General features: G+C 70.8%; 24 protein-coding genes. 12 read left to right on the top strand and 12 right to left on the bottom strand.

Annotation, left to right across the window (positions count from 1 at the left end; translation table 11 throughout):
• The first annotated feature begins 73 nt into the window (after window positions 1-73).
• Window positions 74-1,777 (top strand): DEDD exonuclease domain-containing protein, encoded by a 1,704-nt coding sequence (locus tag ACZ61C_RS18435; RefSeq protein WP_465308134.1) that lies wholly within the window; start codon window positions 74-76, stop codon window positions 1,775-1,777.
• 337 nt (window positions 1,778-2,114) lie between these two features.
• Here ACZ61C_RS18435 and ACZ61C_RS18440 read toward each other — a convergent pair whose 3' ends face one another.
• Complete coding sequence (locus tag ACZ61C_RS18440) at window positions 2,115-3,020, bottom strand: MerR family transcriptional regulator (RefSeq protein ID WP_465308136.1); 906 nt, start codon at window positions 3,018-3,020, stop codon at window positions 2,115-2,117.
• Window positions 3,021-3,064: 44 nt separating this feature from the next.
• Between ACZ61C_RS18440 and ACZ61C_RS18445 the strand changes: the two genes are divergently transcribed.
• On the top strand, window positions 3,065-3,802 hold the full coding sequence (locus tag ACZ61C_RS18445; RefSeq protein WP_465308138.1) for a maleylpyruvate isomerase family mycothiol-dependent enzyme: 738 nt from the start codon (window positions 3,065-3,067) through the stop codon (window positions 3,800-3,802).
• A 41-nt stretch (window positions 3,803-3,843) separates the two neighbouring features.
• Window positions 3,844-4,125, top strand: a complete 282-nt coding sequence (locus tag ACZ61C_RS18450) for an Lrp/AsnC family transcriptional regulator (protein ID WP_465308140.1) — start codon at window positions 3,844-3,846, stop codon at window positions 4,123-4,125.
• 151 nt (window positions 4,126-4,276) lie between these two features.
• Here the strand turns inward: ACZ61C_RS18450 and qcrB are convergent, their stop codons facing one another.
• From qcrB to ctaE, 4 genes are all read right to left on the bottom strand, one after another.
• A complete protein-coding gene (qcrB, locus tag ACZ61C_RS18455) occupies window positions 4,277-5,950 on the bottom strand; it encodes a cytochrome bc1 complex cytochrome b subunit (RefSeq protein WP_465308142.1) in 1,674 nt (557 codons plus the stop codon).
• Window positions 5,947-7,101 (bottom strand): cytochrome bc1 complex Rieske iron-sulfur subunit, encoded by a 1,155-nt coding sequence (gene qcrA / locus ACZ61C_RS18460; RefSeq protein ID WP_465308144.1) that lies wholly within the window; start codon window positions 7,099-7,101, stop codon window positions 5,947-5,949. The genes qcrB and qcrA overlap by 4 nt, the downstream gene beginning before the upstream one ends.
• On the bottom strand, window positions 7,098-7,916 hold the full coding sequence (qcrC, locus tag ACZ61C_RS18465) for a cytochrome bc1 complex diheme cytochrome c subunit (RefSeq protein WP_465308146.1): 819 nt from the start codon (window positions 7,914-7,916) through the stop codon (window positions 7,098-7,100). The genes qcrA and qcrC overlap by 4 nt, the downstream gene beginning before the upstream one ends.
• Window positions 7,917-7,977: 61 nt before the next feature.
• A complete protein-coding gene (gene ctaE, locus ACZ61C_RS18470; RefSeq protein ID WP_465308148.1) occupies window positions 7,978-8,604 on the bottom strand; it encodes an aa3-type cytochrome oxidase subunit III in 627 nt (208 codons plus the stop codon).
• A gap of 105 nt (window positions 8,605-8,709) precedes the next feature.
• On the opposite strand from ctaE, the gene ACZ61C_RS18475 reads away from it, so the two are divergent.
• From ACZ61C_RS18475 to trpD, 3 genes are all read left to right on the top strand, one after another.
• The gene (locus tag ACZ61C_RS18475; RefSeq protein ID WP_465308150.1) at window positions 8,710-9,123 is read left to right on the top strand and encodes a hypothetical protein; all 414 of its coding nucleotides are present in this window, start codon (window positions 8,710-8,712) and stop codon (window positions 9,121-9,123) included.
• Between the two features lie 61 nt (window positions 9,124-9,184).
• Window positions 9,185-9,589 (top strand): hypothetical protein, encoded by a 405-nt coding sequence (locus ACZ61C_RS18480; RefSeq protein WP_465308292.1) that lies wholly within the window; start codon window positions 9,185-9,187, stop codon window positions 9,587-9,589.
• A 5-nt stretch (window positions 9,590-9,594) separates the two neighbouring features.
• Window positions 9,595-10,629, top strand: a complete 1,035-nt coding sequence (gene trpD / locus ACZ61C_RS18485) for an anthranilate phosphoribosyltransferase (RefSeq protein WP_465308152.1) — start codon at window positions 9,595-9,597, stop codon at window positions 10,627-10,629.
• On the opposite strand, the gene ACZ61C_RS18490 is transcribed toward trpD, so the two are convergent.
• The gene (locus ACZ61C_RS18490) at window positions 10,630-11,526 is read right to left on the bottom strand and encodes a DMT family transporter (RefSeq protein WP_465308154.1); all 897 of its coding nucleotides are present in this window, start codon (window positions 11,524-11,526) and stop codon (window positions 10,630-10,632) included. It abuts the gene before it with no gap.
• A gap of 83 nt (window positions 11,527-11,609) precedes the next feature.
• On the opposite strand from ACZ61C_RS18490, the gene ACZ61C_RS18495 reads away from it, so the two are divergent.
• The gene (locus ACZ61C_RS18495; RefSeq protein ID WP_465308294.1) at window positions 11,610-12,569 is read left to right on the top strand and encodes a GlxA family transcriptional regulator; all 960 of its coding nucleotides are present in this window, start codon (window positions 11,610-11,612) and stop codon (window positions 12,567-12,569) included.
• Between the two features lie 51 nt (window positions 12,570-12,620).
• On the opposite strand, the gene ACZ61C_RS18500 is transcribed toward ACZ61C_RS18495, so the two are convergent.
• Together ACZ61C_RS18500 and ctaC are read right to left on the bottom strand one after the other, a co-directional pair.
• Window positions 12,621-13,049, bottom strand: a complete 429-nt coding sequence (locus ACZ61C_RS18500; protein ID WP_465308156.1) for a cytochrome c oxidase subunit 4 — start codon at window positions 13,047-13,049, stop codon at window positions 12,621-12,623.
• Between the two features lie 91 nt (window positions 13,050-13,140).
• A complete protein-coding gene (gene ctaC / locus ACZ61C_RS18505) occupies window positions 13,141-14,085 on the bottom strand; it encodes an aa3-type cytochrome oxidase subunit II (protein ID WP_465308158.1) in 945 nt (314 codons plus the stop codon).
• A 185-nt stretch (window positions 14,086-14,270) separates the two neighbouring features.
• On the opposite strand from ctaC, the gene asnB reads away from it, so the two are divergent.
• The gene (asnB, locus tag ACZ61C_RS18510) at window positions 14,271-16,205 is read left to right on the top strand and encodes an asparagine synthase (glutamine-hydrolyzing) (protein WP_465308160.1); all 1,935 of its coding nucleotides are present in this window, start codon (window positions 14,271-14,273) and stop codon (window positions 16,203-16,205) included.
• A 69-nt stretch (window positions 16,206-16,274) separates the two neighbouring features.
• Here the strand turns inward: asnB and ACZ61C_RS18515 are convergent, their stop codons facing one another.
• On the bottom strand, window positions 16,275-17,264 hold the full coding sequence (locus tag ACZ61C_RS18515; protein ID WP_465308162.1) for a carbohydrate kinase family protein: 990 nt from the start codon (window positions 17,262-17,264) through the stop codon (window positions 16,275-16,277).
• 148 nt (window positions 17,265-17,412) lie between these two features.
• On the opposite strand from ACZ61C_RS18515, the gene ACZ61C_RS18520 reads away from it, so the two are divergent.
• Complete coding sequence (locus ACZ61C_RS18520) at window positions 17,413-17,583, top strand: hypothetical protein (protein WP_465308164.1); 171 nt, start codon at window positions 17,413-17,415, stop codon at window positions 17,581-17,583.
• A 78-nt stretch (window positions 17,584-17,661) separates the two neighbouring features.
• On the opposite strand, the gene ACZ61C_RS18525 is transcribed toward ACZ61C_RS18520, so the two are convergent.
• Window positions 17,662-18,039 carry a HesB/IscA family protein gene (locus ACZ61C_RS18525; RefSeq protein WP_465308166.1) on the bottom strand — a complete coding sequence of 126 codons (378 nt, stop codon included), beginning with the start codon at window positions 18,037-18,039 and terminating at the stop codon, window positions 17,662-17,664.
• Between the two features lie 145 nt (window positions 18,040-18,184).
• On the opposite strand from ACZ61C_RS18525, the gene ACZ61C_RS18530 reads away from it, so the two are divergent.
• Window positions 18,185-18,832 (top strand): DUF3043 domain-containing protein, encoded by a 648-nt coding sequence (locus tag ACZ61C_RS18530; protein WP_465308168.1) that lies wholly within the window; start codon window positions 18,185-18,187, stop codon window positions 18,830-18,832.
• A gap of 233 nt (window positions 18,833-19,065) precedes the next feature.
• A complete protein-coding gene (locus ACZ61C_RS18535) occupies window positions 19,066-20,055 on the top strand; it encodes an aldo/keto reductase family protein (protein WP_465308170.1) in 990 nt (329 codons plus the stop codon).
• A 42-nt stretch (window positions 20,056-20,097) separates the two neighbouring features.
• Here the strand turns inward: ACZ61C_RS18535 and ACZ61C_RS18540 are convergent, their stop codons facing one another.
• Both ACZ61C_RS18540 and ACZ61C_RS18545 read right to left on the bottom strand, forming a co-directional pair.
• Window positions 20,098-20,940 carry a phosphoribosylaminoimidazolesuccinocarboxamide synthase gene (locus ACZ61C_RS18540; protein WP_465308172.1) on the bottom strand — a complete coding sequence of 281 codons (843 nt, stop codon included), beginning with the start codon at window positions 20,938-20,940 and terminating at the stop codon, window positions 20,098-20,100.
• Window positions 20,937-21,686 carry a GntR family transcriptional regulator gene (locus tag ACZ61C_RS18545; RefSeq protein WP_465308174.1) on the bottom strand — a complete coding sequence of 250 codons (750 nt, stop codon included), beginning with the start codon at window positions 21,684-21,686 and terminating at the stop codon, window positions 20,937-20,939. The genes ACZ61C_RS18540 and ACZ61C_RS18545 overlap by 4 nt, the downstream gene beginning before the upstream one ends.
• Before the next feature lie 142 nt (window positions 21,687-21,828).
• On the opposite strand from ACZ61C_RS18545, the gene ACZ61C_RS18550 reads away from it, so the two are divergent.
• The gene (locus ACZ61C_RS18550; protein WP_465308176.1) at window positions 21,829-22,293 is read left to right on the top strand and encodes a hypothetical protein; all 465 of its coding nucleotides are present in this window, start codon (window positions 21,829-21,831) and stop codon (window positions 22,291-22,293) included.
• The last annotated feature ends 2 nt before the right edge of the window (window positions 22,294-22,295 follow it).

Consider the following 22,295-nt stretch of genomic DNA (forward strand, 5'->3'; position numbering starts at 1 on the left):
ATCCCGCCCCGCGCGCCACTCGTAGCGCGTGCCCGGCCCGAAACTGTCGGTGGTCGCCTCTACTGTCTCGCACATGCGTTCGGTCCAGGCACAGCTCGCGTTCGACGAGCTCGGAACTCCCTTGCGGGACACCACTTTCGTCGTGTTCGACCTGGAGACGACCGGGGCCCCGCCCGGGCCGAGCGGCATCACGGAGATCGGCGCGGTGAAGGTCCGCGGCGGTGAGGTGCTGGGCGAGTTCGCGACCCTGGTGAACCCGGGGATGCCGATCCCGCCGCAGATCGTGTCGCTGACGGGCATCACCCAGCTGATGGTCTACGACGCGCCGCCGATCGAGGAGGTGCTGCCGGCGTTCCTCGAGTTCATCGGCGGTGCGGTGCTGGTGGCGCACAACTCGGGGTTCGACACGTCCCACATGCGGGCGGCGTGCGAAGGACACGGTTACGCCTGGCCGAAGGCGACGGTGGTGTGCACGGTCCGGCTGGCCCGGCGGGTCGTCCCGCGCGACGAGGTGGGCCGCTACAACCTGACGGCGCTGGCGATGCTGTTCGGCGCGCGGACCCGCCCGACCCACCGGGCCCTCGACGACGCGCGCGCGACCGTCGACGTGCTCCACGGCCTGTTGGAGCGCGTCGGCAACCTCGGGGTGCATTCGCTCGAGGAGCTGATGAGCTACCTGCCGGAGGTGACGGTCGCCCAGCGGGCGAAGCGGCACCTGGCGGCGGACCTGCCGTCGGCCCCGGGCGTCTACCTGTTCAAGGGGCCGAAGGAGGAGGTCCTGTACGTCGGCACGGCGAAGGACCTCCGGCGGCGCGTGCGCACGTACTTCACCGGCTCGGAGGGGCGCAGCCGGATCCGGGAGATGGTCGCGCTGGCCGAGCGCGTCGACCACGTGGAGTGCGCACATTCGCTGGAGGCGGAGGTCCGCGAGCTGCGGCTGATCGCGGCGCACCGGCCCGCGTACAACCGCCGGTCGAAGAACCGGCACCAGGGCTGGTGGATCGGGCTGACGGAGGAGGCGTTCCCCCGCCTGTCGGTGGTCCGGCTGCCGCGGCCGGGGGTGCTGGGCCCGTTCCGCAACCAGGCCGACGCCCGCGCGACCGCCGACACGCTGGCGGGCGCGTCGGGGCTGCGGACGTGCACCCAGCGGATCTCCCCCCGCACGGCGAACGGGACCCCGTGCGTACTGGCGGAGCTGGGGCGCTGTGGAGCGCCGTGCGCGGGGCGGCAGAGCGTGGAGGCGTACGTCCCGGCGGTGGAGTCGGTGTCAGGGCTCATCGCGGGCTCGGACGGCCGTCCGCTGCACACGGCGGCCGCGCTGGTGGAGCGTCTGGCGGAGGGCCGCCACTTCGAGCAGGCGGCCCGGCACCGGGACGAGCTGGCGGGGTTGATCCGCGCGTTGGGGAGGGCGCACCGGCAGGGGTCGCTGGCATCGATCGGCGAGCTGATCGCGGCGAGCCCGGACGGCGGGGGTGGCTGGGAGCTGGCGGTGATCCGGTACGGGCGGCTGGCTTCGGCGGGGGTGGCGCGTCGCGGGGTGCCGCCGATGCCGGTGGTGGAGGCGTTGGTGGCTTCGGCGGAGACGGTGCTGCCGGAGCCGGGGCCGCTGCACGGGGCGCCCCCGGAGGAGGTGGGGGTGCTGCTGCGCTGGCTGGCTCGGCCGGGGGTGCGGCTGGTGCGCACCACACGGCCGTGGGCGGAGCCGACCGCGGTGGCCGGGTGGCGGGGGTGGCTGGACCTGGTGGCCCAGGCGCATTCCCTGGAACACGTGAGTTGAGAAGGCGATGGTGCCGCGCGCTCATTGGGGCATGCCGAGGTCGGCCGGCGCGGAGGTGCGCGGATCCGGGCGCGCTCGCCGAAGCACACGAGGGGCGGCCCGCGCGATCGACACCGCGGGTGGCGGAGTTCCCCAGCCGATCCCCGGAACGCGGGATGCGAGAAGTTCAATCCGGCCGAGGCGCGGTCACCGCGGGAGAGTCCGCCGATGCGCGCGGGCCATTCGCGACGCGGGGGCGACAACAGGCCCTCGGGCGGCCCTCCTCCCGCAAGCGTCGAACTCCCGCTCACGAAGCGGTCACCGCGGGTGGCGAGCGCGGGGCCGCGACCGGCGAACCTCAGCTCACCGAGCGGTCCAAGGCATCCAGCAACCAGGTATGCGTAACCCCCATCGGAGCCGCCTCCCCGGTGACCTCACCCGCCAAACTCCAATACCGCCGCAACCGCGGCGTCCGATCCGCCGCGGTCCGGCGGTTCAGCGCCCGCCGGAACTCCACCGAGTCCCCCGCCCCCAGCGAAGCCGCGTGAGCCGCCACAAAGCGGTCCAAAGCCACCCCCGGTGACGGCCTCACCCCCGCCGCCACCAGGGGGAACGCCAGCTCGCACGCCGCTGCGACCTCCGCATGGAGCTCGGCCAGGTCCGGGATCCGGTCGCCGTCCACCAGGGTGCTGGCCCGCAGGCCCGTCGCCAGCCCGTCGTCCGCCGCCGACAACACCAGCTCCGCGTACGCCACCACCTGCGCCGTTGTCGGCCGCTCGGGCGGCAGGGGCGCGCTGATGTCCAGGAACATCCGGACCGTCTCGGCCGGGACGCCGCCGGCCGCCATCGGGTGCCACAGGCGGACGAGCGTCTCGTGCGCGGAAAACCCGTCCTCCACCGCCGACAACAGCTCGAGCCGGGCCGCGCGGTCGGCCGGCGCCGCCTCTTCGACCGCGCGAAGCACCGAGCGTCGCCAGGCCAGCGTCGCCACTTCGCGGTCCAACGCCGCCCGCTCGAGGGCCACCGCGTCGGCCAAGGACCGGGCGCCCGTGAGGACCTCCGTGATCGAGCGGAGGCCCAACCCCAGGCCACGCAGACGCCGGACCAACGTGAGCCGGTCGATCGCCGTGGGCTCGAAGCGGCGGTGGCCGCCCACGCTGCGGGCCGGCTCCAGCAACCCCTCGTCGCAGTAGAACCGGATCGTGCGGACGGGCACGCCCGTGCGCCGCGCCAGGTCGCCGATGCCGAGTGTGTCTCCGGTCACCTTCGGTCGAACCTCCAGCCGGGTGGAGTTCCTACGGTACGGCCATGAACAGCGCACGACTCGCCGAGGCACTGCTCGGCCGCACCGCCGCGTTCGCGGACACCGTCACCGGCGCCGACCCGGACGCCCGCGTCCCCACCTGCCCGGACTGGCCGCTGCGGGTGCTCGTCGGCCACATCGGCCAGGCCCACCGCTGGGCCGCGAGCATCGTCCGCTCCGGCCCGTCGCCCGTCCCCGACCCGTTCGACGCCGACCCCGGCACCCCGGACGCCTGGGCCGGCTGGCTCCGCCACGGCGCCGGCGACCTCGCCGAAGCGGCCCTGACCGCCGGGGACACCCCGGTCTGGACGTTCTTCGGCGAGCAGCCGGCGAGGTTCTGGCTGCGCCGGATGCTCCACGACACCACGATCCACCACGCCGACGCGGCGCTCACCACCGGAACCGCCGTCGAAGTGGCCCCGGACCTGGCGGCCGACGCGATCAGCGAGTGGCTGGAGGTGCTGTCCGACCCGGTCACCGCCGGCCTCCGGCCGGGCTTCACCGAGCTGCACGGCGACGGCCAGACCCTCCAGCTCGCCCCGGAGCACGGCACCGGCTGGCTGATCACCCGCGAACCCGGCGGGGTCCGGTGGACGCACGAGACGAGCCCCGCCGACGTCACCGTGACCGGGCCCGTCCAGGACCTGCTGCTGGTCCTCACCCGCCGGCTACCGGCGGAGCGCGTCACGATCACCGGTGACCGCGCCCTGGCTGACCACTGGCTGGCGAACACCGCCGCCTAGGATCGCCTGCGACACCCGCAGACGAGTCTTGGAGGACCCAGGTGATCACCGCGATCGTGTTGATCCAGGTAGAGGCGGAGTCGATCCCGGACGCGGCGCAGGCGATCGCCGACATCGACGGGGTCGGCGAGGTCTACTCGTGCGCCGGGGACGTCGACCTCATCGCCACGGTGAAGGTGTCCGCGCACGAGGACCTCGCCGACCTGATCCCCGGCCGGATCGGGAAGGTGCCGGGGGTGCTCGACACCGTCACGCACATCGCGTTCCGGTCGTACTCGAGCGCCGACACCGAGCAGGCCTTCGCGATCGGCGCCGAAGACTGACCGAGGCCCTCAGGTGCCCCCAGACGGCCGGGACACGCCGATGGGGCCGCCGGGGCCGACGCCAGGTCGTCGCACGCGCAGCGGCCGAACCGGACCACGACGAAGGCCACCCCCGGAGACTTCCGGAGGTGGCCTTCGTCGTGTGCGGGAACTAGTGGTCCGAGCCCTTGGCGGTCTCGACGCTCTCGATCTCGCCGTGCTGCCCGTTGCCGTTCGAGTGGCCGTTGCCGTGCCCGTTGCCGTGGGCCCGCTGCAGCGCGGCGGTCTCCTCGGCCGGGTCCGGCGACCAGAACGTGCCCGGGACGGCCTGACCGGCCGAGCCCAGCTTGTTCATCTTCTTCGGCACGGACGCGCCCTGGTACTCGAGCGGGATCGCGTGGCCGTGGCTGTCGACGCCGGCGAGCGGCTGGTGGATCTCGATGAACTCACCGTGCGGCAGCCGCTTGATGATGCCCGTCTCGACGCCGTGCTCCAGCACCTCGCGGTCGGCCCGCTGCAGGCCCAGGCAGAGCCGGTAGGTGAGGTAGTAGGCGATCGGCGGCACGAGCAGGACGCCGATGCGGCCCGCCCACGTCGTCGCGTTCAGCGAGATGTCGAACTGGTCGGCGATGATGTCGTTGAAGCCCGACAGTTCGATGACCATGAAGAAGCCCAGCGCCATCGCGCCCAGCGCCGTGCGGACCGGGACGTCCCGGGGCCGCTGGAGCAGGTTGTGGTGCGCGGTGTCCTTGGACAGCTTCCGCTCGAGGAACGGGTAGGTCAGGAACAGGCCGAACAGGATCGGCATGCCGACCGCGCCGGGGAAGAACACCGCCGGGATCGTGTAGTTCCCGAGGTAGACCTCCCACGCCGGCCAGATCCGGAGCATCCCGTCCGCCCAGGCCATGTACCAGTCGGGCTGGGAGCCCGCCGAAACCTGCGCCGGGTTGTACGGGCCGAAGTTCCACACCGGGTTGATCTGGAACAGGCCCGACATCAGCGCCAGCACGCCGATCACCAGGGTGAAGAACGCCCCGCCCTTGAGCGCGAAGTACGGCATGATCCGCACGCCGACGACGTTGGTCTCCTTGCGGCGCACCCCCGGGAACTGGGTGTGCTTCTGGTACCACACCAGCGCCAGGTGCGCCCCGACCAGCGCGAGCATGATGCCCGGCAGCAGCAGGATGTGCAGGGTGTACAACCGCGGGATGATCTGGTCGCCCGGGAACTCCCCACCGAACAGCGCCCAGTGGATCCAGGTGCCGGCCACCGGCACCGACAGCACGATGCCCGACAGCGTCGCCCGGATACCGGTGCCCGAGAGCAGGTCGTCCGGCAGCGAATAACCGAAGAAGCCCTCGAAGCAGCCGAGGATCAGCAGCAGGCCACCGATCACCCAGTTGGCCTCACGCGGGCGCCGGAACGCGCCGGTGAAGAAGATGCGCAGCATGTGCACGGCCATCGAAGCGACGAAGATCAGCGCCGCCCAGTGGTGCAGCTGACGCATGAACAGGCCGCCGCGGACGTCGAAGGAGATGTCCAGCGTCGTGCGGAACGCCTGGGACATCTCCAGGCCCTGCATGTTCTTGAAGCTGCCGTGGTAGACGACCTCCTGCATGGAGGGGTCGAAGAACAGCGTCAGGTACACCCCGGTGAGCAGCAGGATGATGAAGCTGTAGAGCGCGATCTCGCCGAGCAGGAACGACCAGTGCGTCGGGAAGACCTTGTTCATCTGGTGCCGCAGGCCCTTGGCCGCGTGGTAGCGCTGGTCCGCGTCGTTCGCGGCGGTGCCCAGCGCCTTCTCGACCGGGCTCGACCCCTTGGTCGGCGTGGTGAGTGAACTCATGACTTACGCTCCCAAAAGGCCGGACCGATGGCCTCGTTGAAATCGCCTCGCGCGATCAAGTATCCCTCTTCGTCAACCGTGATCGGTAGTTGCGCCAGCGGACGGGTCGCCGGGCCGAAGATCGGCTTGGCGTAGTGGAGCGCGTCGAACTGCGACTGGTGGCACGGGCAGAGGATGCGGTTGGTCCGCTGCTCGTACAGGGAGGTCGGGCAACCGACGTGGCTGCAGATCTTCGTGTACGCGTAGTAGTCGCCGAAGTTGTAGTCCTCCTGGCCGGACCGCTTGACGACCTTGGCGGCGTCGGTCGGGCGGAGGCGGATCAGCATGACCGGGTTGTCGACCCTGGTCAGCGCCGCGGCGAGCAGCTCCGGCTTGTCCTTCTCGGAGTCGCGGTACGGGAACACCGTCTCCATCGCGCCGGCGTCGAGGTCCTCGGCCTTGACCAGGCTGACCTTCTCGCCCTCTTCCAGCGGCTTGCCGGTGTTGCGGCGCAGGTAGACCTTCTCGCCCGGGAAGTTCGGCTGCCAGCCCGTGTGCCAGAGCGAATCGCGGCCCTCGGTGTCCTTCCACGGGTTCTTGATGAAGGACGCCAGCGGCAAAGCGGCGGCCGCGAGGCCCAGCGTGCCGGCCCCGGCGATCGCCGAGCGCTTGATCAGCGACCGGCGGGCGATGGTGCTGCGGTTGCCGGCGTCGGCCAGGTGCGCGATGAACGTCTGGCGGTCGACCTCGGCCGACCCCTTGCCTTCGCCGTCACCGCGCTGCTGCACGGCGACCTCTGCGGGCACGAACTTCTTCGTGTACAGGATCACGCCGATGCCCAGGCCGAGGATGGCCAGGCCGAGCGTGATGCCGAGCATCGGGGTGTAGAGGCTGTACCAGAAGTGGCCGCTCTCGTTGTCCGGCGCCTCGTACTGCCACGGCCACCAGATGAGCGAGACGACGAAGCCGAGCCCGGCCAGCGCGGACAGGCCGAACCAGAACGCCACCAGGCGCTCGGCGCGCTTCTCCGCGCGGGTGCCCTCCACGGGCCACGGCGTCGGGTACTCGACGATCTCGACACCGTCGAGCGCGCCGCCCAGCTTGACCAGCTGGTCCCGGTCCATCTCAGCCAGCTCCGCCTCGGACGGCGGCTTAGGCCCCTCGGCACTCATGCCTTCGATCCAATCCACAACGTCACGCCGATCAGCGCGGCGATCCCGACGATAAAGGCGATGACGCCCTCCGAAGCGGGGCCGACCCCGCCGAGGCCGTTACCACCCGGGTCATTGTTGCCGTCGGACACCGACTTCACGTAGGCGACGATGTCCTTCTTCTCCTCCGGCGACAGCTGCCGGTCGGAGAACTTCGGCATGTTCTGGGGGCCGGTGAGCATGGCCGTGTAGATCTGCTCTTCGCTGGCCGGGTCCAGGTTCGGCGCGTACTTGCCCGCCGACAGCGCGCCGCCGCGGCCGGTGAAGTTGTGGCACGACGCGCAGTTGAGGCGGAACAGCTCGCCACCGCGGGCCGGGTCGGACCCGCGCAGGGCCTCACCCTTCTCCGCGGGACGCTGCACGCCGCCGCCGTGCGCCTGGATGTAGGCGCCGACCGCGTCGATCTGGGCCTCGGTCAGCTTCGGCGGCTTCCGCTCGACCTGCGCCTCCTGGCGCGCGGCGGGCATGCGGCCCGAAGAGGTCTGGAAGTACACCGCGGCGTCGCCGATGCCGATCAGGCTCGGGCCGCGGTCCTGCACGCCTTCGAGGTTCGCGCCGTGGCACGCGATGCAGGTGTTGTTGTAGGTCTGCTCGCCGAGGCGCAGCTGCGCCGGCGTGCCCTGGGCCTGCGCGGTCTGCGGCTCGGGGGCGAACACGGCGTACAGGGCGCCGGCGCCCACCAGCGCGATACCGAGCGCGAGCAGGCCGGCGAACCGCCTCCGCAGCTTCGACCGCGCGCGGTAGCGGCGCTCCGAGGACTTGGTGCTGGTGGTCATCTTGCGGCAACCCTTGCTGTCAGTTCAGGCCGATGGTGAAGGTGGTGGCGGCTGGGCGGACCTACGGAAGGAGGTAGATCACACCGAAGAGGCCGACCCACACGATGTCGACGAAGTGCCAGTAGTAGGACACGACGATCGCCGACGTGGCCTGGGCGGGCGTGAACTTGCTCAGTTTCGTGCGGATGAGCAGGTACACGAAGGCGATGAGCCCGCCGATGACGTGCAGGCCGTGGAACCCGGTGGCGAGGTAGAAGACCGTGCCGAACGGGCCGGACGGGATCGTCAACCCCTCTTCGACCAGGTTGTGGTACTCGTTGGCCTGGCCGCCGACGAAGATGGCGCCCATGATCAACGTGATGATGTACCAGCGGCGCAGGCCGTAGACGTCGCCGCGTTCGGCGGCGAACACCCCGAACTGGCAGGTCAGCGAGGACAGCACGAGGATCACCGTGAACGGGATCGCGTACGCCACGTTGAGGTGGAACTCTTCGCCGTGCAGACGCGGCGGCCAAGTCTCGCCGACGGCGTTCTGCGCTTTGACGGTGAAGAACATCGCGAACAGTCCGGCGAAGAACATCAGCTCGCTGGACAGCCACACGATGGTGCCGACACTGACCATGTTCGGCCGGTTCAGCGAGTGGACCCGCTGACTGATGGTGGGAGCTGCCGTTGTCACGCGTCGCATTATGTCCTCCCGCACCGCCGTCCCGCCGGGTGGGTCCACGGCAAGTCGCGTGCGGAGCCGATCACACTCCCCGAAACCGGCACCGCGGAAAGGTGAGAGCTACTCATGGGTTTACTCGACCGGCTGCGTGACCTGGTCAAGAAGGGCGAAACCGCCGGTCTGACGCCTGGAACGCCCGGGTTGAAGATCGTCGCCGAAGCCTTTGACCCGGTGGTCGCGGACTCCGCGGTGCTCGCCGGTTCACCTGACTGGGTCAGCTCGGCGCCGGCCGTCCTGCGGCACCACCTGCTGCTCCCGCCGGGCCGGCTGGCCGAGGCGGTGTCGATCCTCGCCCAGGACGGCTACGAGCTGCGAGAAGAGTCACCCGACGGGGAGCTGACGCGGGTGCTCGCGGTGCGCGTCCAGGTGCTCGACGCGCTCCACTGCGCCCAGGAACGGTCCCGGATGGCCGGCCTCGCGCAGCGGCTGGGCGGCGACGCGCTCGGCTGGGACGCGCTCCAACCGGAGCCGACCGCGTGATGTCGGTCTCGGCCGATACGATCGAGCCGGCAAGCTGGTGACGAAGACGGAGGCGCGCTCAATGGCCGAGCAGTCGATGCGGGTTCTGGTGTTCAGCCACAAGGCGGAGGTCCGCGAGGCGATCGTGAACGCGGTCGGCCGGCGGCCCGCCGCCGATCTCGGCCGAGTGACCTACATCGAGGCGGCCGGGATCGCCGACGTGCTGTCCGAGGTGGACGCGGGCAACGTCGACCTCGCGATCTTCGACGGCGAAGCGCAGCCGACCGGCGGGATCGGCCTCTGCCGGCAGCTGAAGGCCGAGATCGCCGAATGTCCCCCGATCGTGGTTTCCGTGCGGCGGAAGGACGACCGGTGGCTGGCCACCTGGTCGCAGGCGGACGCCGTGCTGGTGCACCCGCTCGACCCGCTGACCGCCGCGGAGACCGTCGCCGACGTGCTGCGACGGGTCCCCGTCGTGAACGGCTGAGCCCGGTGGCCACCCCGGTCCCCCGCACCTGGCCGCCGCTGCTCAAGCAGCTCATCGCCCGCGTCGACCTGTCCGAGGACGACACGGCGTGGGCGATGGACCAGATCATGGGTGGCGCGGCGAGCCCGGCCCGGATCGCCGGGTTCGCGGTCGCGCTGCGCGCCAAGGGCGAGACGCCCGCGGAGATCGCCGGCATGGCCGCGACGATGCTGGCGCACGCGCGCCGCGTCGAACTGGACCGCCCGGCCGTCGACATCGTCGGCACCGGCGGCGACGGCTCGAACTCGGTCAACATCTCGACCATGGCGACGATCGTCACGGCCGCGGCGGGCGCGCCGGTGGCCAAGCACGGCAACCGCAGCGCGTCGTCGAAGTCCGGCGCGGCCGACGTGCTGGAGACGCTCGGGGTGCAGATCTCGCTGCCGCCGGAAGACGTCCAGCGCAGCCTCACCGAGGTCGGCGTCGGGTTCTTCCTGGCCTCGGCGTTCCACCCGGCACTGCGCCACGCCGGCCCGGTGCGCAGCGAGCTCGGCGTGCCGACGACGTTCAACCTGCTCGGCCCGCTGACCAACCCGGCCCAGCCGGGAAGCGCGCTGATCGGCTGCGCGTACCCGGACAAGACCCGCGTGCTGGCCGAGGTGTTCGCCCGGCGCGGCACGACGGCCCTGGTCGTGCGCGGCGACGACGGCCTCGACGAGATCACCACGACCACCACGACGTCGGTCTGGCAGGTCTCGGGCGGCACGGTCACCGAGCGCACCTTCGACCCCGCCGACGTGGGCGTCCCCCGGGCGACGGCCGACGACCTGCGCGGCGGCGACGCGGTGGCGAACGCCGAGGTCGTCCGCGCGCTGGTGGCCGGCAAGGCGGGCCCGGTCCGCGACGCCGTGCTGATCAACGCGGCGGCGGCGCTGGCGGCGTTCACGGGCTTCTCGGGGTCCCTGGAGGACGATCTGCGCGCGGGCCTCACCCGGGCCGCGGAGGCGATCGACTCGGGCGCCGCGGCGGCGCTGCTGGACCGCTGGATCGCCTTCCGCTGATCAACCCTGGCGAACCGGCGCCGGCTCGGCCACGGGTGCCGGCCGCCGCTGGGGCGCCAGGGCGGCGGCCAGCACCGCGAGCATGCCCAGCGCCTCCGGCCAGGTGGGGCGGTGGCCGTAGAACGCGATGTCCACGAGCACCGCGACCACCGGGTAGACGTAGGACAGCAAGGCCACGGTCGTGGTGGGCAGCTTGCCGATGCTGGCGTAGATGAGCACGTACATCAGGGCCGTGTGCACGGTGCCGAGCAGGACCAGCCACAGCAGCCCCGACGTCGTCGACGGCAGCGGCGTCACCAGCAGCACCGGCGCGAGCAGGACCGCGCCGACCGTCGTCTGGACGGCCGCGAGCAGGTGCGGGCGGATGTGCTTCAGCTGCTTCGCGACGAAGGACGCTCCGGCGTAGAGCAGCGCCGCGCCGAGGGCCAGGCCGATCCCGGCGAGCTGCACGGGCTTGCCGTCCTCGCCGTGCGCCGACAGCGAGATCAAGGCGACCCCGCCGAACGCGATCCCGGCCCGGACCAGGTGGCTCTTGGCGAACTTCTCGCCGAGGAACGCGGCCGCCAGGCCGACCAGGATCAGCGGCTGCGTGTGGTAGACGACCGTGCTGACCGAGATCGATGAGAGCGCGTAGGACGCGAACAGCAGCACCCAGTTGCCGACGAGGAACAGCCCGCCCAGCACCGCCAGCCCGAGGTCGCGGCGCGACGGCCGCCAGGCCTGCAGCCAGCCGCGGGAGAGGCACCAGAGCACCAGCAGCGTCCCGCCGACGAAGCAGCGCGCGAACGCGACGGCCGGGGCGGCCGCGCCGCTCTCGAGGACAACCGCGCCGATCGTGCCGGACATCGCCATCGCCGCCGACCACTGCAGCAGCGGGCGGGTTTCGGAGTTCATCATGCCGACCAGGTTCGTCCGGCCCGCCGATGTCGACCAGTGTCAGAGATGACAATGACCGCAAAACTTGTGACATGCTGGCGGCCATGGACGTCAACCGGGTCGCGGTGGTGCTCGCCGACCGCGTTTCGCCGTTCGAGCTGGGGGTCGCGTGCGAGGTGTTCGGCACCGACCGCGCCGCCGACGGCATCGAGGGCTGGGACTTCGGCGTCTGCTCACCGGACGGCTCCGCGGTGAGCAGCTGGTCGGGGTTCGGGCTGTCCGGGCTGCGGAGCCTCGACTTCGCGGCTTCGGCCGACCTGCTGATCGTGCCGACGTGCGCGCCCAGGACGGCGCCCCCGCCCGAGCCGGTGCTGGACGTCCTGCGGGACGCGGCGGGCCGCGGGGCGTGGGTCGCGGGGTTCTGCGCGGGGGTGTTCACCCTCGGCTACGCCGGGCTGCTCGACGGCCGGCGCTGCACGGTCCACTGGGTCTACGAGGCGGAGTTCCGCGCCCGCTTCCCGGCCGCTTCGGTCGATCCGCAGGCGTTGTACGCCGACGACGGCGGCATCCTGACCAGCGCGGGCACGGTGGCGGCGGTCGACCTGTGCCTGCACCTCGTGCGCCGGCTGCGCGGGGTCGCGGCGGCCACGACGCTCGCCCGGCGGATGGTCGCGGCCCCGCACCGGGCCGGCGGTCAGGCCCAGTTCGTCCAGGCCCCGGTCCCGGCCACGGCGGCGGCCGACGACGCGATCGTGGCGGAGGCCCTGGAGTGGGTCGAACGACGGCTGGACCAGCCGTTCACGGTGGCGGAGCTGGCCCGCCGCAGCGGGCTGGGCGAGCGGACGTTCCTCCGCCGGTTCTCGGCGGCGACGGGCACGACCCCGCACCGCTGGCTGACCGAGCGACGGCTGGACCGCGCCCAGTCGCTGCTGGAGGAGGGCAGGCTGTCGGTGGAGGACATCGCGACGGCGTGCGGGTACGCGTCGGCGGCGGCGCTGCGGCACCAGTTCACCCGGCTTCGCGGAACGAGCCCGTCGTCCTACCGGACGGCGTTCCGGGGCTGAACGCGGAACCGGCCGCCACGCGTGCGCGCGGCGGCCGGTCCGGTCTGCGGATCAGTCCTGGTGCGACGGTCCGGTGTGGTACTCGAACACCAGGCCGCCGATCGTGATCAGCAGCGCGACCAGCGCGATGACCAGCAGCCAGATGTGGAAGAACGCCAGCGCCAGGGCAGCGAGCGCGGCGGTGGCCGCCATGCTGACCGGCCAGTAGCTGCCCGGGCTGAAGAAGCCGACCTCACCGGCGCCGTCGCTGATCTCGGCGTCCTCGTGGTCTTCCGGGCGCGGTTCGATGCGCCGGGAGACGAACTGCATGTAGCTGCCGGCGAGGAACGCCAGACCGCCGGTCAGGATCAGCGCGACGATGCCGACCGGCTCCGGCCTGCCGCCGAAGTCCTTGTCCCACACGGCCCACACCCAGTACACGCCCGCCATGAGCACGGCGAAGACCGCCACGATGAAGAAGATGCGCGCTTCGACCTTCATGGGTCTTTCCTACTCCCTGTCATGCTCTTCGGGGGGTCCGGGTGGCGGAGCCCCCGGCTCGGGGCGCAGCTCCGATTGTCACAGTTGCGTGTCAGTTGGACGCGGTCCGCGCCGTGCGGTCGGTGTTGAACGGCTGGGTGGTGACCGCGTGCGGGGTGCACAGCTCGCCGCAGTTCATCTTCGTGAGGGCTTCGGACGCGGTGAACGTCTGGCCGGTGGCCGGGTTCACCTGCTTGCGCAGCGCGATGTACGCGTCGTACTTGTCCGGGGACAGCGCGCGGACCTCGAAGTTCATCACCGAGTGGTAGGTGCCGCACAGTTCCGCGCACCGGCCGACGAAGGAGCCCTCGCGGTCGATCTTGTTCTGGAAGGAACTGTTCTGGTTGTTCTTGTCCGGGTTCGGGAAGACGTCCCGCTTGAAGTGGAACTCGGGCACCCAGAAGGAGTGGATGACGTCGGTCGAGAGCAGGTCGTACTGGATCGTCTTGCCGACCGGCAGCACCAGCAGCGGGATCTCGCCGGACGAGCCGACCGTGCTGACCTGGCCGCTGCCGTCGGGCTTCGCGGCGCTGGGGTCCTCGTACTTGAACTCCCAGTTCCACTGGAACGCCACGACCTGGACCTTGACGTCCGGGTTCGCGACCTTCGCCAGGACCTTGTTCTCCGTCATCGAGGTGAAGACGAACAGGACGCAGACCATGATCGTCGGGACGACGACCGTGAAGATCTCCAGCGGGATGTTGTACTGGAACTGCCGGGGCAGCTCCTCCGGCTCGCCGTCGGCCGTCTTCTTCTTGCGGTGGAACGTCGCGGTCCAGAAGATCAGCGCCCAGACGATGACGCCGACGACCAGCGCCGCGACCACGGTCCAGGTCCACAGGTTGCGCATGTCGTTCGCCTGCTCGGTGACACCGACCGGCCAGCCGAACCGCAGGATCTCGTCGCCGGAGCAGCCCGTCGCGGTCAACGCGACCAGCACGGCCAGTGCGGCTACGCGCAGAGTCCGCTTCCCCAGGGTGCGCTCGGGTTTTCCCACTGCGCCTCGCCCTTTCACCCAGAGCCTCCTACGACAGATCTTTGTGACAGGCCGGAGCCTAGCCGAGTTGGCGGAGTCCGCTGACCAAGGGGTAACCGTCGACGCGCGTGGTCCTCGCCACGGCCCGCCCGGCATACTGGGCGCTCCCCAGCCCCGCGAAGACCCGTGAAGGTGTGTGAGTACCCGTGTGCGGCCTGCTTGGACTGATCTGCGCGACCGAGACCGGTGCGGCGAACGCGCGTGACGCCGTCGGCGCGGCCATGCGCTGCCAGCGCCACCGCGGCCCCGACGAGCAGGACACCTGGGCCGACGCCGAGGTCGTCTACGGCTTCAACCGGCTCGCCTTCATCGACGTCGAGCACGCGCACCAGCCGCTGGTGTGGGGCCCGCCGGAGGCGCCGGGCCGGTACACGATGAACTTCAACGGCGAGATCTACAACTACCTGGAGCTGCGCGCCGAGCTCGCGGAGAAGCACGGCGCGAAGTTCGAGACCGAGGGTGACGGCGAAGCGATCGTCGCCGGCTTCCACTACCTGGGCGCCGACTGGGTCAAGCGGCTGCGCGGCATGTTCGCCTTCATGATCTGGGACTCCCAGGAGAAGCGGGTTTTCGGCGCCCGCGACCCGTTCGGGATCAAGCCGCTGTTCTACTCGGCCGGCCCCGGCGGGGTGGCGTTCTCCAGCGAGAAGAAGAGCCTGCTGGAGCTGTCGGACACCCTCGGCGTCGCGCAGGAGCTGGACCGCAAGGCCCTGCAGCACTACCTGGTCCTGCAGTACGTGCCCGAGCCGGAGTCGCTGCACACCGCGATCCGCCGCGTCGAGTCCGGGACGTCGTTCGAGGTCGTCCCGGCCGGTGAGGTGAAGTTCACCCGCTACTTCCACCCGGAGTTCGCGACGAAGCCGGTCAACGGGCCGGCCGAGGCCGAGGCGCTGTACGAGCGCATCGCCGATGTGATGCGCGACTCGGTCGGCAAGCACATGATCTCGGACCCGGACGTCACCGTCGGCGCCTTCCTCTCCGGCGGCATCGACTCCACGGCCACCGCCACGCTGGCCAAGGAGCACAACCCGAACCTCATCGCGTTCACCACCGGGTTCGAGCGCGAGGGCTACTCCGAGGTCGACGTCGCCGCCGAGTCGGCCGCCGCGATCGGCGTGAAGCACGTGGTCCGCACGGTGTCGGCGGACGAGATGATGGAGGTCCTGCCGCTCATCGTCTGGTACCTCGACGACCCGGTCGCCGACCCGGCGCTCGTGCCGCTGTGGTTCATCGCGCGCGAGGCCCGCAAGCACGTCAAGGCGGTGCTGTCCGGCGAGGGCGCGGACGAGCTTTTCGGCGGCTACACGATCTACAACGAGCCGATCTCGCTGGCGCCGTTCGAGAAGATCCCGGGCGGGATGCGGAAGCTGATCGGCAAGGTGTCGACCAAGATCCCCGAGGGCACCCGCGGCAAGGACCTGCTGCGCCGCGGCGCGCTGCCGCTGGAGGACCGCTACTACGGCAACGCCCGCAACTTCCGCGACGACCAGCTGCGGAACGTGCTGAAGACGTACCAGGAAGGCATCGGCTTCAAGGACGTCACGGCGCCCTGGTACGACGTCTCGCGCGGCTGGGACCCGGTGGCCCGCATGCAGCACGTCGACCTCTACACGTGGCTGCGCGGCGACATCCTGGTCAAGGCCGACAAGGTGACGATGGCGAACTCGCTGGAGCTGCGGGTGCCGTTCCTGGACGCCGAGGTGTTCAAGGTCGCGGCGTCGATCCCGCTGGACCAGAAGCTCGCGCACGGCACCACGAAGTACGCGCTGCGCCAGGCCCTGGCCAAGATCATCCCGGCGCACGTGCTGAACCGCCGCAAGCTCGGCTTCCCGGTGCCGATCCGGCTGTGGCTGCGCAACGAGATGTACGACTGGGCGCGCGGGATCATCAGTGACTCGCGCACCGAGGAGCTGCTGGACAAGAAGGCGATCCTGGCGCTGCTGGAAGAGCACAAGGCGGGCCAGCTGGACCGCAGCCGCCAGCTGTGGGCGCTGATCGTGTTCATGCTGTGGCACGGCATCTTCGTCGAGCACCGGATCAAGCCGGAGATCCCCGAGCCGGTGTACCCGGTCAAGCTCTGAGCCCTGCCGCAGCCGGTCGTGAGTGGTAATTAGGGTTCTAACCCGAATTACCACTCACGACGGCGGCGGTCAGGCGGGCAGGACCGCCGAGATCTCGGTGGCCGCCTCCGGGCCGAAGGCCTCGCCGATGCGGGCCAGGGCGTCGGCGCGGTCGAGCGTCCACTCCTGCGTGCCGATTGTCTCCAGCACCAGCACCGCGATCAGCGAACCGAGCTGGGCGGCGCGTTCGACGTTCAGGCCGCCGTCGAGCCCGGCCAGGAAGCCCGCGCGGAAGCCGTCGCCGACGCCGGTCGGGTCGGCCTTGGCGCGCTCGGGGACCGCGCCGATCTGCAGGGCGACGCCGTCCTTGCCGACGATCTCGACGCCCTTCTCCCCCAGCGTCGTGATCCGCACGCCGACCTGGTCGAGGACGTCGGCCTCGGTCCAGCCGGTCTTCTGGAGCAGCAGCTCCCACTCGTAGTCGTTGCTGAACAGGTACTTCGCGCCGGCGACGAAGTCACGCGCCTGCTCACCGCTCATCCGGGCCAGCTGCTGCGACGGGTCGACGGCGAAGGAGTACCCGCGCTGGCGGCACTCCTCGGCGTGGCGGACCATGCCCTCCGGGTCGTCCGGGCTGATCAGCACGAGGCTCAGCTCGCCGGCGCGCTCGGCGATCGGCTGCAGCTCGATGTTGCGGGACTCCGCCATCGCGCCCGCGTAGAACGTCGCGATCTGGCAGAGGTCCTCGTCGGTGGTGCACACGAAGCGCGCGGTGTGCGCCACCTCGGACACGTGGACCCCGGACGTGTCGACGCCGTGCCGCTCCAGCCAGGAGCGGTAGTCGGCGAAGTCCGCGCCGACGGCGCCCACGAGGACCGGCCGCACGCCGAGCACCCCGAGACCGAACGCGATGTTCGCGCCGATGCCGCCGCGCCGGACCACGAGGTCGTCGGCGAGGAAGCTCAGCGACACCCGGTGCAGCTGCTCCGCGACCAGCTGCTCCGCGAACCTGCCCGGGAAATGCATGAGGTGGTCGGTTGCGATACTGCCGGACACCGCGATCCTGGCCCTGTCTGCCACCGGCTGCTCCTTTGTGGTTGACCTCACGGCAAAAGGCGCGAAGTTACCCCCGGGTCATGACCCATCCGGGTAGTTCGCGCACGCCCACCCGACACTACCGGCTGGTACCGCTTCTCCAGTCGCGGACGGATCAATAGCGTTACGAATCGTGAACGCCGTCACCGAACCCGAGACCCTGTCCGAGCTGATCGCCGACTGCGCGCTGATCCCGGCCACGCTGCAGGCCAGGAGCCTGCCGCTGCCCCGCGTCACGGCCGAGCCGTGGGAAGTCGACGAGGCGTGCCACGCGCAGGTCGCGGAGCTCGACGCCTACGTGTGAGACCCCCGGAACGAAGAAGGCCCCGCCCTCCGAACGGAGGCGGGGCCTTCTCTCGTCGTGCTGCCGATCAGCGGAGACTCAGTGGAACGAGTCGCCGCAGGCGCAGGAGCCGGTGGCGTTCGGGTTGTCGATCGTGAAGCCCTGCTTCTCGATCGTGTCCACGAAGTCGATGACGGCTTCCGACACGTACGGCGAGCTCATCCGGTCGACGGCGACCTTGAGGCCGTCGAAGTCGCGGAACAGGTCACCGTCGAGCGTGCGCTCGTCGAAGAACAGCTGGTAGCGCAGGCCCGCGCAGCCACCGGGCTGGACGGCGATGCGCAGGTGCATGTCGTCGCGGCCCTCCTGCTCGAGCAGGGCCTTCGCCTTGGCGGCCGCGGCGTCGGTCAACGTGACGCCGTGGGTCTCCTCGGCGGTCTCGGCCTGCGTCGCGCCGGCGTGCTCAGCGGTCGTCATGGCACTCCCTCTAAGTTCGAACTCACTGCGGATACTCCTCGTGCTCAACCTTCAACACCCGGAGCGTCCGTTCTGTTCCCCCACCATGGTCGCACATCGATCGACCTGGTGAACGGCGGCGTGACGCCTGCAATACCCTGGTGAGGTGAGGTTCCTGCGCCGAAGCACCACAGACACCGCCGCCGACGAGCCGGAGGCGGGCGAAGCCGTCGACGTCGGCGGCAAGTCGTTCACGCCCGGTAAGGGCAAGGCTACGCCGAAGCGCCGTGACGCGGAGGCGAAGCGGCGCGGCCCGGTGGCGCCGCCGCCGACCACCATGCGCGAGGCGATGAAGCGCAACAAGGAACTGCGCAAGGCCAACCCCGAGAGCAAGGAAGACCGCCGCGCGGCGGCCAAGGTCCGCCGCGACCGCATGATGGCGGGCGACGACAAGTACCTGCTCCCGCGCGACCGCGGGCCGGTCAAGGCGTACGTCCGCGACCTGGTCGACACCCGGCGCAACCTGCTCGGCCTGTTCATGCCGCTCGCGATCCTGGTCTTCCTGGCGCTGCTGGTGCCGCTGCCCCAGGTGCAGTCGTACATCACGCTGCTGTGCACGGCGCTGCTGCTGGTGATGGCGATCGAGGGGTTCGTGAACGGCCGCAAGATCGCGAAGCTGGCCCGGGAGAAGTTCCCGAAGGAGGCGATCAGCGGGCGGTCGATCGGGTGGTACGCGTTCGTCCGGGCGTCCCAGATCCGGAAGCTGCGGGTGCCGAAGCCGCGGCTGAAGCCGGGCGAGCCGATCCCGAACTGAGCTGGTTTCGAGAAGCCGGGTGGGCCGAGTGGCCTACCCGGCTTCTTGCTGTCCGGGCTCAGCACCCGCCGCTCGCTCGCCCACAGCCCGCCTGCTCGCCCGACGCTCGCCCACTGCCGCCGCTCGCCAGCCCGCCGCCCGCTCGTCGCCCGCCGCTCGTCCGGACGTCGGACAAGGCTGGAGTCACTCCAGGGTCGTTAGCAAAGCAAACGATTACCGCCTACGCTGACCCCATGGAGTTTCGTCGTCTCGGCCGTAGCGGCCTCAACGTCAGTGAGATCTCGTACGGGAACTGGCTCACCCACGGTTCCCAGGTCGAGGAAGACCAGGCGCACGCCTGCATCAAAGCCGCCCTCGACGCCGGCATCACCACCTTCGACACCGCCGACGTCTACGCCAACACCGCCGCCGAATCCGTGCTCGGGCGGGGCCTCAAGGGGCAGCGGCGGGAGAGCCTGGAGATCTTCACCAAGGTCTTCTGGCCCACCGGTCCCAAGGGCCCCAACGACAAGGGCCTCTCGCGCAAGCACATCATGGAGTCGGCGAACGCCAGCCTCACCCGGCTCGGCACGGACTACCTCGACCTCTACCAGGCGCACCGGTTCGACCGGAGCGTCCCGCTCGAAGAGACCATGCTCGCCTTCGCCGACCTCGTGCGCCAAGGCAAGGTGCTCTACGTCGGCGTCTCGGAGTGGACCGCCGAGCAGATCAGCCGCGGCGCCGCCCTCGCGCGCGAGCTGAAGATCCCCTTCGTCTCCAACCAGCCGCAGTACAACATGCTCTGGCGGGTCATCGAAGACCAGGTCATCCCGGCTTCCGAGCGCGAGGGCCTCAGCCAGATCGTCTGGTCGCCGATCGCGCAGGGCGTGCTCACCGGCAAGTACAAGCCCGGCCAGGACTACCCCGCCGGTTCGCGGGCCACCGACGAGAAGGGCGGCGCCAACATGGTCGCCCGCTTCCTCGGCGACGACGTCCTCAAGCGCGTTGCCGAGCTCGAGCCGCTGGCCAAGCAGGCCGACCTGAGCCTCGCCCAGCTGGCCGTCGCGTGGGTGCTGCAGAACCCGAACGTCGCCTCGGCGATCATCGGGGCCTCGCGGCCGGAGCAGGTGCACGAGAACGTCAAGGCCGCCGGCAAGAAGCTCGACGCCGACCTGCTCCAGGCCATCGACGACGCTCTGGGTGACGTCGTCGAGCGCGACGCGAGCCTGACCAAGAGCCCCTGACCCGAAGCCGTGGATGTCGCCGCGCGGCGACATCCACGGTGGTCAGGACCGCGTCCAGGTCTTCCCGGTGATCCGCTCGTACACCTCGGTGTAGCGCTGCCGGGTCTGCTCGACGACGTCGGCCGGGATCTCGGGGCCGGGCGGGGTCTTGTCCCAGCCGGTCGTGAGCGACCAGTCGCGGACGTACTGCTTGTCGAACGCGTGCTGCGGACGGCCCGGCTCCCACTGGTCGGCGGGCCAGAACCGCGACGAGTCGGACGTCAGGACCTCGTCGCCCAGGGTCAGCGTGCCGTCGGCGTCGAAGCCGAACTCCAGCTTGGTGTCCGCGATGATGACCCCTTGGGCGGCCGCGTGTTCGGCGCCCTTCGTGTAGATCTCCAGGGTCAGCTCGCGAAGCCGCTTCGCGGTGTCCTCGCCGATCTCGTTCATCACCTCGTCGAAGGTCATGAACTCGTCGTGGCCGGTGTCGGAGATCTTCGTGGTCGGCGTGAAGATCGGCTCCGGCAGCTTGTCGCCCTCCAGCAGCCCCGGCGGCAGCGCGACGCCCGAAATCTTGCCGTCACGCTGGTACTCGCGCAGGCCCAGGCCCGCGAGGTGGCCCCGCGCGATGCACTCGACCTGGATCATCTTCAGCGGCTTGCAGCGCATCGCCCGGCCGGCGAACTCCGCGGGCACGTCGGTGGTCGACACGACGTGGTTCGGGACGACGTCGGCCATCCGGTCGAACCACCACGCGGACAGCTGGTTGAGCAGCGCGCCCTTGTCCGGGACCGGCGTCGGCAGCGACACGTCGTAGACCGAGACGCGGTCGGACGCGACGAGCAGGATGTCCCCGCCGTCGAGCTCGTACAGGTCACGGACCTTGCCCGCGTGGATGTGCTTCATTCGCCGTCCTCAGTCGTGTACTCGTAGAAAACCCAGTGGTCGGGCAAGGCGGCGGACTCACCGTACTCGACGACCGTGCCGTCGGCCCCCAGGAAGGTGCTCCGGCCGAGCAGCACCGGCGACCCGGGTGGCAGCTCGAGCTCCGCGGCCTCCGCCTCGCTCGCCCGGCCCGCCGCGTGCCGTTCCTGCGTGGTCACGATCGTCGTGCCCAGCCGGGCGGCCGCGTGGGCCGGCGTGCCTTCGACGATCCGCTCCGCCACCAGCAGCGACGGCGCCTTGGCCGACAGCGCGCCGTCGAACCACGAGATCGACGTCGACAGCGGGCGGGAGTCCGGGCCGTAGGTGGTACGGCGGCGGCGGATCGCCGGGGCGCCTTCCTCCAGGCCCAGCGCGGCCGCGGCACGCTCGGACGCCGGCTCCAGCCCGGCCGAGCGGATCACGGCGTAGTGACCGGGCGGGTAGATCCGGCCGGTCCGCGCGGAAGCGGCGCTGCGGTCGCGGGCCGTGCGGTGCAGGCCACCGCGGTCGACGACCGTGCCGACCCCGCGCACCGGCCGGACCAGCCCCTGCGAACGCAGCGTGGCCAGCACCTTGGTCGCCGTCGCCATGGCGACGGCCCACGTGCGCGCGATCTCGCGGGCCGACGGCACCGCGTCGCCCTCCTGCAGCCGGCCGGACAGGATGTCGTCACGGATCCGGCCCGCGATCTGCAGGTACGGCGGCTCAGGACGGTCGAGGGTGGGCAAGGCGGCTCCTCACGGGGACGTGTCGCACGCACAAGTGTTCTAGCACGCCGGAGTGTCTCCCACAAAGCCCTGTTCAGAACCACCCAGGTGTACTAGTGCACACTCTGGACCGCGCACTAGTGCGCGAGTTAACCTCGAAAGTGTGTCCCCGCCCACACCGCACATCGGTTCGAGCGGCCCGGGCCTCGACGAACTGCTCGAGGAGCTCCGGCGCCGCAAATGGGTGCTGCACCTGTTCGGCGGCCGGGAGGCGCCGGAGCTCTACGCGGCGGTGCACCGGTGGCCGACCTGCGCGGACGTCATCGTCCTGCGGGACGAGCACCGGGCCAGCGCCTACCGGGTCCCGACGTTCCCGGGCACCGACGTGTTCAGCCCGCGGGTGGTCACCTGGCAGTACCACGCCACCCCGGTCTGGACGCTGCGGGCGGTGCTCACCCTGGCGGAGCCCGGCACCCCGGGCGCGCCGCTGCAGGCGCTCCGGCCACAGCCGGAGTGCCACATCCCGCTCGAGCTGCGGCGGGAAGTGACCATCCGGCCGACCGGCACGGGCCTCGACATCGACCTCACGGAAACCGACGACGACGGCGGCCCGCCGGCGTGCGCCTGAAG

This window comes from Amycolatopsis sp. NPDC104587 (assembly GCF_055583645.1).